The sequence below is a fragment of the Streptomyces sp. NPDC021115 genome (assembly GCF_044333065.1).
Classification (GTDB): Bacteria; Actinomycetota; Actinomycetes; order Streptomycetales; family Streptomycetaceae; genus Streptomyces.
Genome location: NZ_JBIRQF010000024.1, coordinates 38,469 through 52,629, shown reverse-complemented (window position 1 = coordinate 52,629; position 14,161 = coordinate 38,469). Strand labels below are relative to the sequence as shown.

Genomic DNA, 14,161 nt, shown 5'->3' with positions numbered 1-14,161 from the left:
CGGTTTTCCCAAGTACGTCGAATGTTACGCGCGTACTGCGCGGATACGGGAGGCTTCGGACGCTTCTGCCCACGCCGAGCGCATACCACCGCAGCCTTATGACCGGTTCGCGGCCTCCACCTTTCGAACCTGACGGTCCACGACCGTTTTGGGGACCGCGGATCGCGTGGGATCGGACAGGTTCACACCGAACACCACGGTGAGCTGGGGTCCGGAGCGCACCACCGTGAAGGCGATGACCGCCTTCTCCTTGCCGCCGTCGACCATGCTGTACGCCAGCGCCTCGTCGCCCGCCTCAGGCGCGTCCCGCGAGGTCACCTCGGTGACGTCCGCCCGCTTCCCCGAACCGTCGGTGGCCTTGAAACCGCCGCTGCACGCGGACACCGCCTTCCGCAGGTCCCGCACCGTCCTCTCGGCGTCGCCCGGCCGGTACGAGGAGAGCCGGAGCACGCCGGAGACGCCCGCTCCGCCGCCCGGGGCCGCCGCGTAGCTCCGGTAGACGGACGTCCGGGGCGCCGGGTCGAAGCCGGTGCCCATCAGCGCGGCCAGCGGCTGGCATCCGGGCGTCAGCGCCTTGGCCTCCTTGCCGCCGCTGAACTCCCGCTCCGTCATCGGGCTGATCCCGTAGCCCTTGAGGTCGGACTTGGCCAGCGCGGCCCGCTCCAAGGCCGCCGCGGACAGCGGCCGCGCCGCCGCGCCGCCGCCCCCGCCCTTGTCCCCGCCCTCGTCCTGAGCGACCTTCTGGTCCGGCTTCCCGTCCGCTTTCCGGTCGGCGTCGCCGCATCCGGCCACCAGCCCCAGGGCCGCCAGGGCCGCCGCCGCGGTGAGCACGCCCCGCGCTCCGGATGTCATCACGTCTCTGCCCGCCCTTGGTTGACGCCCCCGCGGATTCCCTCCGGCCATCCAACAACGGGGGCCGCCGGAACCCAAGGGGTCGTGAACAACCTCTGCGGGCGCGGACTCGCCATGCGGGCGAAGGTTGTACAGCTCACACTGAATGTGGTGCATCCCATATCACCACACGCATAAGCAACTTTTGCTCGCTCAGCCTGTCTTACCGACCGATCGTTCCTTACTCACTCCATACCGGCATCACACCGGCGGCATACCAGCAGGGTGCAGCCTCGGTCGGGATTCGAGCGGAACGCACATCCGGAGGGGAGGGCACGTCGCGGCCGGCCCAGGGCGCCGCGCGTACAACACCATGAAGATCGCTTTTCTGCTGCACAACGCCTACGGAATCGGCGGCACCATCCGCTCGACCTTCAATCTGGCCGGGGCACTGGCCGCCCGCCACCGGGTGGAGATCGTCTCCCTGATACGCACCATCGACACCCCGGGCCTGCCCCTCCCCAGAGCCGTCCGGCTCAGAGCGCTGATCGACCAGCGCCCTGACGTGCCGCGCGAGTCCGGCGACTTGGACAACCCGCTGCTGAGGCAGCCCAGCGCCCACGTCCCGGCCGCCGAGTCCAAAGGGACCGTCAACTTCAACGCGCTCACCGACCAGCGCCTCGCCGCCTATCTGGCCGACACCGACGCCGATGTCGTCATCGCCACCCGCCCCGGGCTGGTGATCTGCCTCGCCGCGCTCGGCCAGGAAGGCCGCTATCTGCGGATCGGCCAGGAGCACCGGCTCTACGAGACCCACCGCGCCGAGATCCGCACCGCCTGCGACGCCGCCCTCGCCCGGCTCGACGCCAACGCCTCCGTCTCCCAGGCCGACGCGCAGACCCACCGCGACCAACTGCCCGGCGTCTCCACCCTGCTGGCCGGGCTGCCCAACTGCGTGCCCGCCACCGGCATCGAGCCCTCCGACGGCAGCGCCAAGCTGGTCGTGGCCGCCGGGCGGCTCATCCCCGTAAAGCGTTACGACCTGCTGGTCCGCGCCTGGGCCACGGTCGCCACCAAACACCCCGACTGGCACCTGAGGATCTACGGCCGCGGCCCCCAGGCGCCCGCCCTGCGCCGCCAGATCGACGAACTCGGGCTCGCCGGGCACATCACGATGATGGGCGCCCACTCCCCCATCGAGACCGAATGGGCCAAGGGCGCGATCGCCGCCGTCACCTCCCGCGAGGAGTCGTTCGGCATGACGATCGTCGAGGCGATGCACTGCGGCGTGCCCGTCGTCGCCACCGACTGCCCGCACGGTCCCGGCGAGATCATCACCGACGGCCACGACGGACTGCTGGTCCCCGTCGGCGACGCCGACGCCATCGCCAAGGGGCTGCTCACCCTGATCGAGGACGACGCGCTGCGCCGCTCCATGGGCGAGGCGGCGCGGATCTCGGCGCAGCGGTACGCACCGGCGCGGATGGCCGCCGCGTACGAGGAGCTGTTCGCCGAACTCTTCGCCCGGCGCGGCCAGTCGCCCCGTACCGCCGCCCGGCCCGCCGCCGCGGTGCGCGCCTTCGGCGCCCACACCGCGCGCCCGGCCGTGCCCAGGAAGTCCTTCAAGACCACGGTCAAGCAGCTGATCCGCAGGCCGCTGCGCCCGGTCGCCTCGTGCCGCGTCGACGCCGACGGCACCATGACCGTGCTGGTCGAACCCGCCGACGTGCACGGCACCGGCCTCGCGCTGACCCTCACCCAGCGCCGCGGCGAGAGCGCCCCGGTGCGGGTGCCGCTGCGGCCGCCGGTCGCTCCGGGCGGCCCCTGGACCGCGACCCTGGACCGCCGTGCGATCGACCTCGCCGAGGGCCGCTGGGACGTGCACGTGGTGCGCTCATCGGACGGGGTGCGCCGCCGGGTGCTCTGCCGGTTCGCCGAGGGGCGGGGGCTGATCGGCCTGGAGCCGCTGCCCGGTTCCCCGTTCGCCTGGTGGATCCCGTACCCCACGGTCGACGGCTACCTCGCGCTGCGCACCTGGCGCCGCCCGGCCCACGCCGAGGCCCGGGTGATCCGCGCCGAGGCCGACGGGCTCGTCGTCGAGGGCACCCTGCACGGCGCCCGGTTCGCCCCCGACGCCGCCCCGAGCGCGATCGCCACCCCGCGCGGCGCGGCACTGCCGTTCACCGCGGGCGTCACCGCGCTGGACGCGAGCCGGTTCCGCTTCACCCTTCCGTACGAGCGCATCCACGCGGCGCGCGGCGGCCAGCAGGGCACCGCGGGCTGGGACCTGACGCTCCGTAAGGCGCCCGACTCGACCGCCGCGATCCGCATCGGCCGGGTCGTCGGGGACATCCTCGACCGTCACACGACCGATCTGCACCCGATCACCCACGGTGTCCGGCCCTATCTCAGCGAGGCCGAGGACCTGGCCATTACCTGTGCACCACACACAAATTGATCGAAGGGGCCGGTGAATCGACTGCGTTTGCCTCTGGCCAGGGGGGTAACACTGGGTGATGTCAAGCCTCGAGCGAGGAAACCTCTGCGGAAGGCAATCCGATGTCAGTCACGCTCATCATCCTGATAGCGGCGCTGGTGGCCATGGTGGCGCTGGTGTTCGCGCGGCCGGTGCGGCAGAGCAGCCGCGACGGCCTCAAGAGCCGGTTCGGCCCGGAGTACGACCGGGCCGTAGCACGCCATGACGGCGATGCGAAGGCGGCGCAGTGGGAGCTCAGCGAGCGGCTGCGACGCTACGGCGAACTGTCGATACGGGCGCTGACGCCGGAGTCCCGGGAACAGTACGCGGCCTTCTGGTCGGGCATGCACGAGCGGTTCGTCGAATCGCCCGAGCTCGCCGTGCGGGAGGCCGACCGGCTGCTCGGCACACTGGCGGCCGAGCGCGGCTATCCGGCCGAGTCGCACGCACAGCTGCTGGAGGCGCTGTCCGTCCGGCACGCCCAGGAGGTCGACGGCTACCGTCGGCTGCACACCGAGGCGGAGCGGGCGCGCGCGGGCCACGTCGACACGGACCGGCTGCGGGAGGCGCTGCTCGGCGCCCACCCGCTGTTCGAAGAGCTGGTCCGGGCGCAGCCGCACGACCGGGCGCTGCGGCGACGGCGCCAGCGGGAGCGGCACCACCGGCCGGCGGTCCTGCGGTCCTCCCACGGCCTGCGGTCCTCCTGAGAATCCTGGGAATCGTCAGGACCGGACCCGGACGGCCAGCGCGAGCGTGTCGTCCGGGTGCAGGATCACGGTGTGCATATCGTCCGCGATGGCGCCGGGGATCTCCTCGATCGGGGCACGCAGATGCTCGTACGCGGCCTCGATCAATCGCTTCTCGCCCTCCACGGGGTCCCGACGGCTCTCGGTGAGCCCGTCGGTGTAGAGCAGCAGGAGATCGCCCGGCGCCATCTTCTCGGTCAACAGCCGGTCGCTTCCCGGCAGCGGGAAACCGATCCCGCGCCCCCGCGCCTCCAGATAGCGCGCCGTGCCGTCGTCGCGCAGCAGCAGCGCCGGCGGATGGCTGCCGTTGGCCACCCACAGCTCGCCGCTGGCCGGATCGATCCGGGCCAGCAGCACGGTGGCCATCACGCTGCGGTCGAACGGCAGCAGGATCTCGTCGGTGCGGGCGACGATCGACTGGAGGTGGTGGCCCTCCAGCGCCAGGGTGCGCACCGCGTGGGTCACGTTGAGCGCGCTCCGGGTACTGGTCACGCCGTGGCCCAGCGCGTCCACGACCGTGATGTGGACCGTGCCGTCGGGCAGCGTGAACCAGTCGTACAGGTCGCCCCCGGTGGGCGCGTCGGTGCCCGCGGGCTCGTAGTGGACGGCGAGTTCGAGCCCTTCGACCACCAACGGCGCCGGACGCAGCGCGTCCTCCAGCTCCCGCAGCGTCTGCCCGTGCGCCTTGCGCAGCCGCTCGTCGCGCTCGTCCAGCTGGACGTAGAGGGCCAGCACACCGCTGTTGGTCTCGGCGAGTTCGTCCTTCAGACGGCGGTGCTCGGCCGTGAGCGCGTCGGTACGGGCCACCACGGCACGCAGCTCCTCCGCCACCAGCGCCGCGTCGTCGGCCGCTGTCGGCTCAGGGACGTCCGCAGCCCGGGCGGCCGGAAGGCGCCACACCACCTCACGGCCGGTCACCGCGTCGGCGGGCAGCGGCAGCGCGGCGGCGGCCTCGGCGGACGGCAGCGCCATGGGCCCTTCCAACCCGAGCGCCAGCGTCAGCAGCCCGGCCCTGTCGTCATCCTCGCACTGGAACGTCCAGCTCAACGACGTGTGTCCGGCCGCCCGCAGGGCCGGTTCCGCGACGGCCGCGACGGACAGCACGAGCCGTCCGCGCTGCGCAGCGTCCACAGCGTGGTCACGGGCGATGCGGCGCACGGCCCGGCTGAGCCCGTCCGCCGTGGCGCAGCCGATGGTCCGGGTGGTCATGGATGCCTCTGTGGGGGCCTGGCCGTCAGAACCGTGGCGTCGTCGCGGCTGCGGCGATGGCCATGGGCGAGTGCGGCGGACAGCAAGGAGGGCGGGAGCCGGAGCAGGAACGGTGACGGATCGCGCGCCCATCCGGCGTCGATGCCGTCGCTGTGGAGCACCGCGGTGGCACCGGGCGGCAGCGGGAAGCGGTGGACGTGCGGGGCGGGCATGGACCAGCCGACGACACCGGGCTGCCCGGTGAGCCGGGAGTGCACGCCCTGATGGGTCAGGGCCAGCACCCGGACGTTGCCGATGCCGCAGTACTCGGCGTGGTCCGCGTGGAGCCGCACCAGCCCGGCCGCGGCCCCGCGGGTGTGCCGCAGGGCGCGGTGCATGGCGGTCAGCAGCTCGCCCAGCGGCCGCCCGGGGTCGGCGAGGAAGGTGCGCAGCGCGATATTGGCCGCCTCCGCCGCCTGGGTCCCATGGCCGAGACCGTCCAGGACGGCGGCGGTGCGGCTGTCCCCGGTGTCGGCGACGGCACGGGCGTCACCGCAGTCCTCCTCCCCCTCGACGGCCAGGCACACCGAGCCCACGCCCTGGGACGCGGTCGCCCAGTCGCCGGGCGGGGCGAGCCGGGCGCAGGCCCAGGTCCCGACCTCGGCACCGGCCCGCGTACCGGTGCGGATGACGAACTGGGTGGCGAGCCGGGTCACCGCGCCGAGCCCCACCCCGAGCGTCCCGGCGGTGGTGTAGCCGTCCGCGAGGCAGCGCTCCAACTCGGCCATGCCGGGGCCGCGGTCGGCCGCCAGGATCTCCACGCCCTCGCCGAGCGGCACCGGCTGGATGTAGAGGGTGCCGTCGCTGGCGTGCTTGTCGAGGTTGGTGGCCAGCTCCGAGGCCACCACGGCCGCCTGGTCGGGCAGCGCGCCGGGCAGCCCGCACGCCCGCGCCGCCCTCCGAGCCGTCTCGGCCGCCAGGTGGACCGCGCTGTGGTGGTCGATCCGTACCTGGGCGGTGGGGGTCACCGTCGTACGGGTCACCGGACCGTCCACCGGGTGGCGACCACGACCGTGCCCTGCCCGGCGCCGGTGTGCACCGTGAACTCGTCCATCAGACGGCGCGCCCCGCCCAGTCCGTGCCCCAGCCCCGCGCCGGTGGTGAAGCCGTCGGTGAGCGCCGTGTCGAGGTCGGCGATGCCGGGCCCGTCGTCCTTGACGACCAGCCGCAGCCCCCGCCCGCCGGGGCCGCGCACCTGCTCCACGGTCACGGTGCCGCCCCCGCCGTGCACATACGCGTTACGGGCCAGCTCGCTCGCCGCCGTGACCACCCGGGTCTGGTCGACGATCCCGAATCCGGCCTCGATGGTGGCCGCGCGCACCGCGTGCCGCACCGTCAGCAGATCCTCCTCGGTACGGACCTGATGGGTGTCCTGACGGACGGCCTGATGGGTTACGGGCGCACCCGCCCGACCGTCGCCCCCGCGGGGCGACGGTCCCGGCCGGGAAGCGACGGCGGACTCACCGGGCAACGCCACGTCGGGACCCTCCCAGGGGTTCCTGGGCCTGCCGCCACCCCAGTGCGGCCAGGCCCTGTTCCGGGTTGAGCGCGGTCTCCACACCGACCAGTTCGATCCCCAGCTCGACCAGGGTGATCGCCACCGGCGGCCGCATGCCCGCCACGATCACCCGGGCGCCCAGCAGCCGGGACACCGTGGTCAGCTCCATCAGGGTGCGCGCCACGAAGGAGTCGATGATCTCCAGCCGGGAGATGTCGATGAGCACGCCCCGCGCCCCCTCGGCGGAGATGCGCGCGGTCAGCTCCTCGGTGAAGGCGATGGCGGCCCGGTCGTCCAGCTCGTTGAGCAGTCCCGTGACCAGGACGTCGCCCAGCCGCAGGATCGGCACGCCCACCGGGCGGTGTCCGCTCACCGGCTCTCCCCCGCTTCCCCGTCCGGGCCGGGGCCGTCGGTCAGCTTGATCGCGGCGGCCAGCGCATCGGCCAGCGACGCCCGCGTGAGGATGGTGGACAGGTCGATGCCGAGCTGGGCGATCGTCTGCGCGATGGACGGCCGGATGCCGCTGATGACGCAGTCCGCGCCCATCAGCCGCACGGCGTTGACGGTCTGCATGAGGTGCTGGGCGACGGCGGTGTCCACCGTCGAGACGCCCGTGATGTCGATGATCGCGACCAGCGCCTCATGGTCCTGTATCGCCTGGAGCAGGTTCTCCATGACGACCTGGGTCCGCGCGGTGTCCAGCGTGCCGATCAGCGGCACCGCCAGCACCTGCTGCCACAGCCGCACCACCGGCGTGGACAGCTCCATCAGCTGCTGGCTCTGCCGCCGGATGATCTCCTCGCGGCCCTCCACATACGTCTCGAAGGACAGCGCCCCTGCCACATCGAGCAGCCGGTTGATGAAGACCGCCGTGGCGAACAGCTCCTCGGCCTCCAGGGTCTCCTGCTGGACGGCCTTCAGCAGCGCCTCCTTGAGCGCCAGCACCGCGAGCGAGGTCGCGGTCGGGGTCGCCCCGGACCGGGCCCGGCGCAGCGACAGCCCGATGACCGCCTCGTGCAGCCCCGGGTGCGAGGTGACGACCCGGTCCACCGGAGCTTCGCTCTCCAGGCCGTGGACCAGCGCGTCGATCAACGAGTCGGCCTCCTCGCGGAGTTCCGCCTCGCTGATGTCGGTGCCGAGCAGCGCCTGCTCCAGCTGGAGCGCGACCCAGCGGTCGGCGATCTCCTCGTCGCGCTCCTGCAGAGCCCTCGTCAGCCGTTCACGTACGGCGGCCTCACTGGTACTCACGCGGTCTTCGTCCCTTCCCGGTCGGCCACCGTATCTGCGGTGTAAATGTTATCGATCTCCTGTGCTCCGGCTCCAGACACAGATGCGCGCAATCGTGTACCCGCTGATCGCGATCACACACGCGTCGCAGGTCAACAGCATCCCGCACCGGGTAGTGAACGCTTGTTGCGGGCCTCCTTGTTCCGGGCCGCCAGCAGCCCGTCGGCCGGGTAGCCGACCTCTTCGAGGGTCAGCCCATGGGGGCGTACGACATGGACCGCCGAATCCCGCACCCCCGCCGCCAGCACCTTCCCCGGCCAGTCCGCCGGGCGGTGGCCGTCACCGACGAAGAGCAGCGCGCCGACCAGCGAGCGGACCATGTTGTGGCAGAAGGCGTCGGCCCGCACGGTCGCCGTGATCACCCCGTCCGCGCCGCGCTCCCAGCTCAGCTTCTGGAGGGTGCGGATGGTGGTGGCCCCGTCCCGCCGCTTGCAGTACGCGGCGAAGTCGTGCTCGCCGAGCAGCGGCGCCGAGGCCGCGTTCATGGCGTCCACGTCCAGCGGCCAGTCGTGCCACAGCACATGGCCGCGCAGCAGCGGATCGACCCCGCCCGGATGGTCCACCACCCGGTAGGCGTACCGCCGCCAGACCGCCGAGAAGCGCGCGTTGAACCCGGCCGGCGCCTCGGCGACCCGCCAGACCCGTACGTCGTGCGGCAGCCGCCCCGCCAGGCGGCGCAGCAGCTTGTCCCGGTGCTCGGCCCAGACCTCCGTCGGCAGATCGACGTGCGCCACCTGCCCACGGGCGTGCACCCCGGCGTCGGTACGGCCCGCCACCGTCAGGTCGAAGCCTTCCGGCGACCGGGTCACCGTGCGCAGGGCGCTCTCCAGCTCGCCCTGGACGGTGCGCCGCTCGCGCTGCTTGGCCCAGCCCGAGAAGTCCTTGCCGTCGTAGCTCAGATCCAGCCGGACCCGTACGAAACCGGGCGCCGCCTCGTCACTCACGCAACCGTTCCTCTCCACTCCGCACAACGCCGAACGGGCCCGCACCCAGAATCTGGGGCGGGCCCGTTCAGTACAACAAGCCTCAGGGACGTCAGGCGTCAGGGCCACCCCCGCTTACGCGGGGAAGACGTCAGGCGTCCTTGGACTCCTCCGCCGGAGCCTCAGTGGCCTCGGCCTCGGTGGCCTCGTCCTTCTTGAGGTCCGCGACGGCCTGGTCACCGGCGGCGTCCTTGGCGGTGCGCTTGGTGGCGGCCTCGGCCTCGCCGACCGCCTCCTGCTGCACGGTCAGGGCCTCGACCAGCTCGATGACCGCCATCGGGGCGTTGTCGCCACGGCGGTTACCGATCTTGGTGATGCGGGTGTAGCCACCCGGCCGGTTCTCGTAGCGCGGCGCGATCTCGGTGAAGAGAGTGTGCACGACGCTCTTGTCCCGGATGGACTGGAGCACCAGACGGCGGTTGTGAAGGTCGCCCTTCTTCGCCTTGGTGACCAGCTTCTCCGCGACCGGGCGCAGGCGGCGGGCCTTCGCCTCGGTGGTGGTGATCCGGCCGTGCTCGAACAGCGCGGTGGCGAGGTTCGCCAGCAGGAGCCGCTCGTGCGCAGCGCTGCCGCCCAGACGGGCGCCCTTGGTGGGCTTCGGCATGGTGTATCTCCTAGATGTCTGCACCGGCCGTATCAGGTACCGGTGTCAGTTACCGACGAGCGTGTGCCCGCCGGAGGTATCAGTACTGCTCGGTCTCGACGAAACCGGCGTCCGCGTCGTCGTCAGCGCCGAAGGCGTCCGCGGCGGCGGTCGGGTCGAATCCGGGCGGGCTGTCCTTGAGCGCGAGGCCCATCCCGGCCAGCTTCGCCTTGACCTCGTCGATCGACTTGGCGCCGAAGTTGCGGATGTCGAGCAGGTCCGCCTCGGAGCGCGCGACCAGCTCACCCACGGAGTGGATGCCCTCGCGCTTGAGGCAGTTGTACGAACGGACCGTGAGCTCGAGCTCCTCGATCGGCAGCGCCAGATCGGCGGCCAGGGCGGCGTCCGTCGGGGACGGGCCCATGTCGATGCCCTCGGCGTCCACGTTCAGCTCGCGGGCCAGGCCGAACAGCTCGACCAGGGTCTTACCGGCCGACGCCATGGCGTCGCGCGGGCGCATGGCCTGCTTGGTCTCGACGTCGACGATCAGCTTGTCGAAGTCGGTCCGCTGCTCGACACGGGTCGCCTCGACCTTGTAGGTGACCTTGAGGACCGGCGAGTAGATCGAGTCGACCGGAATCCGGCCGATCTCCTGGCCGACCTGCTTGTTCTGGACGGCGGAGACGTAGCCGCGACCGCGCTCGACGGTCAGCTCCATCTCCAGCTTGCCCTTGCCGTTCAGCGTGGCGAGGACCAGGTCCGGGTTGTGCACCTCGACACCGGCCGGCGGGGCGATGTCGGCGGCGGTGACCAGACCCGGGCCCTGCTTGCGCAGGTACATCACGACCGGCTCGTCGTGCTCCGAGGAGACGACCAGCTGCTTGATGTTGAGGATCAGGTCGGTGACGTCCTCCTTGACGCCCGGCACGGTGGTGAACTCGTGCAGGACCCCGTCGATCCGGATGGACGTGACCGCCGCACCGGGAATCGAGGAGAGGAGCGTACGACGCAGGGAGTTTCCGAGGGTGTAGCCGAAGCCCGGCTCCAGCGGCTCGATCACGAACCGGGAGCGGAACTCGTCGACGACCTCTTCGGTCAACGAGGGACGCTGAGCGATCAGCATGGGGTTTTCCTCCAGTCTCCGGCGCCCGCTATTTGACGCCGAACCCTTCAATGGTACGGGCGGTACGTGCCAAACGGCGCCGTACCGCCCGTATCGTCCTCGCTACTCGGTGTACTACTTCGAGTAGAGCTCGACGATCAGCTGCTCCTGCACCTGGGTGTCGATCACCTGGCGCTCGGGCATCGAGTGCACGAGGATGCGCAGCTTGGACGGAATGGCCTCCAGCCACGCCGGCACGGTGCGCTCGCCGGCCTCGGCCACGGCCACCTGGAAGGGGGTCATGGTCCGGGACTTCTGGCGGACCTCGATGATGTCGTTCACGGCGACGCGGGCCGACGGGATGTCGGTCTTGACGCCGTTCACGGTGAAGTGACCGTGACGGACCAGCTGACGGGCGTGGTCGCGGGACTTGGCGAAGCCGGCCCGGTAGACCACGTTGTCCAGCCGCGTCTCGAGGATGCGAAGAAGGTTCTCACCGGTCTTGCCGGTCTTCTTGTTCGCCTCCGCGTAGTAGCCACGGAACTGCTTCTCAAGGACACCGTAGATGCGGGTCGCCTTCTGCTTCTCGCGGAGTTGGAGAAGGTACTCGCTGTCCTTGGTGCGCCCGCGACCGTGCTCACCCGGGGGGTAAGGACGGATCTCGATCGGGCACTTTGCGCTCTCGCACTTGCTCCCCTTGAGGAAGAGCTTCTGCTTTTCCCGACGGCAACGCTTGCAGTCGGCCCCGGTGTAACGCGCCATTTTCTAGTTGTCTCCTACTTCAGCCGGTCAGACGCGCCGGCGCTTGGGGGGGCGGCATCCGTTGTGCGGAGTCGGAGTGACGTCCTGGATCGAGCCCACCTCCAGGCCGGTGGCCTGGAGCGAGCGGATCGCGGTCTCACGGCCGGAGCCCGGACCCTTGACGAACACGTCGACCTTGCGCATGCCGTGCTCCTGCGCGCGGCGGGCGGCCGACTCGGCGGCCATCTGCGCGGCGAACGGAGTGGACTTGCGCGAGCCCTTGAAGCCGACGTGGCCGGCCGAGGCCCAAGAAATCACGTTCCCGGTCGGGTCCGTGATCGAGACGATGGTGTTGTTGAACGTGCTCTTGATGTGAGCGTGCCCGTGGGCGACGTTCTTCTTCTCCTTGCGGCGCACCTTCTTGGCGCCGGCCGTCCTGCTCTTCGGAGGCATTCCTGAATTCTCCCGTGGAGGTGGTCGGTCCTACAGCTCGGACCGCTTGGCAGCGTCCGGTGCGGACTACTTCTTGCCCGGCTTCTTCTTACCGGCGATCGCGCGACGCGGGCCCTTGCGGGTGCGGGCGTTGGTGCTGGTGCGCTGGCCGTGGACCGGCAGGCCGCGGCGGTGACGCAGGCCCTGGTAGCAGCCGATCTCCACCTTGCGGCGGATGTCGGCCTGAATCTCACGACGGAGGTCACCCTCGGTCTTGATGTTGTTGTCCACGTACTCGCGGATCTTGACCAGGTCCTCTTCGGCCAGGTCGCGAACGCGGGTGTCCGGGTTCACACCGGTGTTGGCGAGCGTCTGCTGGGCAAGGGTGCGACCGATGCCGAAGACGTAGGTGAGGGCGACCTCGACGCGCTTTTCGCGCGGGAGGTCAACGCCTGCAAGGCGTGCCATGAATCTGGCTCCAGATGGTTGTCGGAGGTCTTCCACAGCACCACTCCCGGCCGAGCGGCCGGGTCCCCGGCCTCCGACCGGGGGTGTCGTCCCCACCGGAGCGGGAACGGGTGACTGTATATATACGTACAGCTATGCGTCGCGCGAAGATTGCTGCGAGAGGTGCAGGTCTATCGGCCGGCGTGCGTCAGCCCTGGCGCTGCTTGTGGCGCAGGTTGTCGCAGATGACCATGACCCGGCCGTGGCGGCGGATCACCTTGCACTTGTCGCAGATCTTCTTGACGCTCGGCTTGACCTTCATGGTGTGAGGTTCTCCGGGTCGTGAGATCTACTTGTAGCGGTAGACGATCCGTCCGCGCGTGAGGTCGTACGGAGACAGCTCCACGACAACTCGGTCATCGGGCAGGATGCGGATGTAGTGCATGCGCATCTTGCCGCTGATGTGCGCGAGGACCTTGTGACCGTTCTGAAGCTCCACCTTGAACATCGCGTTCGGCAGAGACTCGATCACGGTGCCCTCGATTTCGATGGCGCCTTGCTTCTTGGCCATGTCCTGCTTTCGGGATCGGCTACCTTGATCGGCTCGCGACATGCGGGAGGGCATGCGTGAGCCGACGTGTCAGTCTACGTCAGGGCATCCCGAAACACGAATCCGGGGCAGCATGCCCGGATTCCGCGCTGTTTATGCCAGAGAGGATCACGAGGGGGAACAGGTTCAGGCCAACGGGTCCGGCGCGGTCTCCACGCCGAGCTCGGCCAGCTTCGCCTTGCCGCCGTCCACCGCGGTCAGCACCAGCGGGCCCTCCTCGGTCAGCGCGACCGAGTGCTCCCAGTGGCTGGACCAGGTGCCGTCGTCCGTCTTGACGGTCCAGTCGTCGGCGAGGACGTGGGTCTTCGCGGTGCCGAGGCTCACCATCGGCTCGATCGCGATGCAGAAGCCGGGCACCAGCTTGGGGCCCTTGCCGCGCTTGCGGGAGACATAGTTCAGCAGATGCGGGTCCATGTGCATCTGGCTGCCGATGCCGTGGCCGCCGTAGTCCTCGATGATCCCGTACTTGCCGGAGGCCGGGCGCGGCTGGCGGCGGATGTAGCCCTCGATCGCCTTGGAGATGTCGATCAGCCGGTTGCCCTTGCGGACCGCGGCGATCCCGGCCCACATCGACTCCTCGGTGACCCGGCTCAGCTCGTACAGCTCCGGGTCGTGGCCCTCGCCGACGAAGACGGTGAGGGCGGCGTCGCCGTGCCAGCCGTCGATGATCGCGCCCGCGTCGATCGAGAGGAGGTCGCCGTCCTTGAGCACGGTCTCCCGGTCCGGGATGCCGTGGACCACGACGTCGTTCACCGAGGTGCAGATGGTCGCGGGGAAGCCGCCGTAGCCCAGGAAGTTCGGCTTGGCGCCGTGGTCGGCGATCACCTTGCGGGCGACGTCGTCCAGGTCCTTGGTGGAGGCGCCGGGCACCGCGGCGGCCCGCGTCGCCTCGTGGATGGCGGCCACGACCAGCCCCGCCTCGCGCATCTTCGCGATCTGCTCGGCCGTCTTGATCTCCACCATGGGGTGCCTTCCAGGGTCAGTCTCTGGTGCCGCGGTCGTCGTGCCGTGACGTATCTGCTCAACAGTACGGCCGTGGGGGGCCCCCCCGGCGGCCCCCCCCCCCAACCCCCCCCCCCCCCCCCCCCCCCCCCCGGGGGGGGCCCCCCCCCCCCCCCCCCGCCGGGAGCCCGACAACCAACACCACCCCCCCCCCGGCAACCCCACACCCCAGGAC

At 70.9% G+C, this 14,161-nt stretch carries 17 protein-coding genes; 2 read left to right on the top strand and 15 right to left on the bottom strand.

Going from position 1 to position 14,161, the window contains the following annotated elements; genetic code table 11:
* Positions 1 to 96: 96 nt before the first annotated feature.
* Positions 97 to 852 carry a hypothetical protein gene (locus ACH4TL_RS40720; protein WP_398330214.1) on the bottom strand — a complete coding sequence of 252 codons (756 nt, stop codon included), beginning with the start codon at positions 850 to 852 and terminating at the stop codon, positions 97 to 99.
* Positions 853 to 1,204: 352 nt separating this feature from the next.
* On the opposite strand from ACH4TL_RS40720, the gene ACH4TL_RS40715 reads away from it, so the two are divergent.
* Both ACH4TL_RS40715 and ACH4TL_RS40710 read left to right on the top strand, forming a co-directional pair.
* Entirely contained in the window at positions 1,205 to 3,289 is a 2,085-nt protein-coding gene (locus ACH4TL_RS40715; RefSeq protein WP_398330211.1) for a glycosyltransferase family 4 protein, read from the top strand.
* 101 nt (positions 3,290 to 3,390) lie between these two features.
* Positions 3,391 to 4,014 carry a hypothetical protein gene (locus tag ACH4TL_RS40710; protein WP_398330208.1) on the top strand — a complete coding sequence of 208 codons (624 nt, stop codon included), beginning with the start codon at positions 3,391 to 3,393 and terminating at the stop codon, positions 4,012 to 4,014.
* Between the two features lie 15 nt (positions 4,015 to 4,029).
* Here ACH4TL_RS40710 and ACH4TL_RS40705 read toward each other — a convergent pair whose 3' ends face one another.
* The 14 genes from ACH4TL_RS40705 to map all read right to left on the bottom strand — a co-directional run bounded on the left by ACH4TL_RS40705 (position 4,030) and on the right by map (position 13,947).
* The gene (locus ACH4TL_RS40705) at positions 4,030 to 5,262 is read right to left on the bottom strand and encodes a PP2C family protein-serine/threonine phosphatase (RefSeq protein WP_398330205.1); all 1,233 of its coding nucleotides are present in this window, start codon (positions 5,260 to 5,262) and stop codon (positions 4,030 to 4,032) included.
* The gene (locus ACH4TL_RS40700; RefSeq protein ID WP_398330202.1) at positions 5,259 to 6,284 is read right to left on the bottom strand and encodes a SpoIIE family protein phosphatase; all 1,026 of its coding nucleotides are present in this window, start codon (positions 6,282 to 6,284) and stop codon (positions 5,259 to 5,261) included. Before ACH4TL_RS40700 ends, ACH4TL_RS40705 begins: the two co-directional genes overlap by 4 nt.
* Entirely contained in the window at positions 6,281 to 6,778 is a 498-nt protein-coding gene (locus ACH4TL_RS40695; RefSeq protein WP_398330199.1) for an ATP-binding protein, read from the bottom strand. The genes ACH4TL_RS40700 and ACH4TL_RS40695 overlap by 4 nt, the downstream gene beginning before the upstream one ends.
* Positions 6,762 to 7,172 carry an STAS domain-containing protein gene (locus tag ACH4TL_RS40690; protein ID WP_398330197.1) on the bottom strand — a complete coding sequence of 137 codons (411 nt, stop codon included), beginning with the start codon at positions 7,170 to 7,172 and terminating at the stop codon, positions 6,762 to 6,764. The genes ACH4TL_RS40695 and ACH4TL_RS40690 overlap by 17 nt, the downstream gene beginning before the upstream one ends.
* The gene (locus tag ACH4TL_RS40685; RefSeq protein ID WP_398330196.1) at positions 7,169 to 8,047 is read right to left on the bottom strand and encodes an STAS domain-containing protein; all 879 of its coding nucleotides are present in this window, start codon (positions 8,045 to 8,047) and stop codon (positions 7,169 to 7,171) included. The genes ACH4TL_RS40690 and ACH4TL_RS40685 overlap by 4 nt, the downstream gene beginning before the upstream one ends.
* A 131-nt stretch (positions 8,048 to 8,178) precedes the next feature.
* Positions 8,179 to 9,030 (bottom strand): tRNA pseudouridine(38-40) synthase TruA, encoded by an 852-nt coding sequence (gene truA / locus ACH4TL_RS40680; protein WP_398330193.1) that lies wholly within the window; start codon positions 9,028 to 9,030, stop codon positions 8,179 to 8,181.
* Positions 9,031 to 9,160: 130 nt separating this feature from the next.
* Positions 9,161 to 9,673 (bottom strand): 50S ribosomal protein L17, encoded by a 513-nt coding sequence (gene rplQ / locus ACH4TL_RS40675; protein ID WP_398330190.1) that lies wholly within the window; start codon positions 9,671 to 9,673, stop codon positions 9,161 to 9,163.
* Positions 9,674 to 9,752: 79 nt separating this feature from the next.
* Positions 9,753 to 10,775 (bottom strand): DNA-directed RNA polymerase subunit alpha, encoded by a 1,023-nt coding sequence (locus ACH4TL_RS40670; protein WP_009715858.1) that lies wholly within the window; start codon positions 10,773 to 10,775, stop codon positions 9,753 to 9,755.
* Between the two features lie 114 nt (positions 10,776 to 10,889).
* On the bottom strand, positions 10,890 to 11,516 hold the full coding sequence (gene rpsD, locus ACH4TL_RS40665) for a 30S ribosomal protein S4 (protein WP_398330187.1): 627 nt from the start codon (positions 11,514 to 11,516) through the stop codon (positions 10,890 to 10,892).
* A gap of 27 nt (positions 11,517 to 11,543) precedes the next feature.
* Complete coding sequence (gene rpsK / locus ACH4TL_RS40660) at positions 11,544 to 11,948, bottom strand: 30S ribosomal protein S11 (RefSeq protein WP_009715860.1); 405 nt, start codon at positions 11,946 to 11,948, stop codon at positions 11,544 to 11,546.
* A 66-nt stretch (positions 11,949 to 12,014) separates the two neighbouring features.
* Positions 12,015 to 12,395, bottom strand: coding sequence for a 30S ribosomal protein S13 (gene rpsM / locus ACH4TL_RS40655; protein ID WP_009715861.1), 381 nt, complete (start codon positions 12,393 to 12,395; stop codon positions 12,015 to 12,017).
* A 187-nt stretch (positions 12,396 to 12,582) separates the two neighbouring features.
* Positions 12,583 to 12,696, bottom strand: a complete 114-nt coding sequence (gene rpmJ / locus ACH4TL_RS40650; protein ID WP_003956441.1) for a 50S ribosomal protein L36 — start codon at positions 12,694 to 12,696, stop codon at positions 12,583 to 12,585.
* A 27-nt stretch (positions 12,697 to 12,723) separates the two neighbouring features.
* Positions 12,724 to 12,945, bottom strand: a complete 222-nt coding sequence (infA, locus tag ACH4TL_RS40645) for a translation initiation factor IF-1 (protein WP_003956442.1) — start codon at positions 12,943 to 12,945, stop codon at positions 12,724 to 12,726.
* 165 nt (positions 12,946 to 13,110) lie between these two features.
* Entirely contained in the window at positions 13,111 to 13,947 is an 837-nt protein-coding gene (gene map / locus ACH4TL_RS40640) for a type I methionyl aminopeptidase (protein ID WP_398330184.1), read from the bottom strand.
* Positions 13,948 to 14,161: the final 214 nt, after the last annotated feature.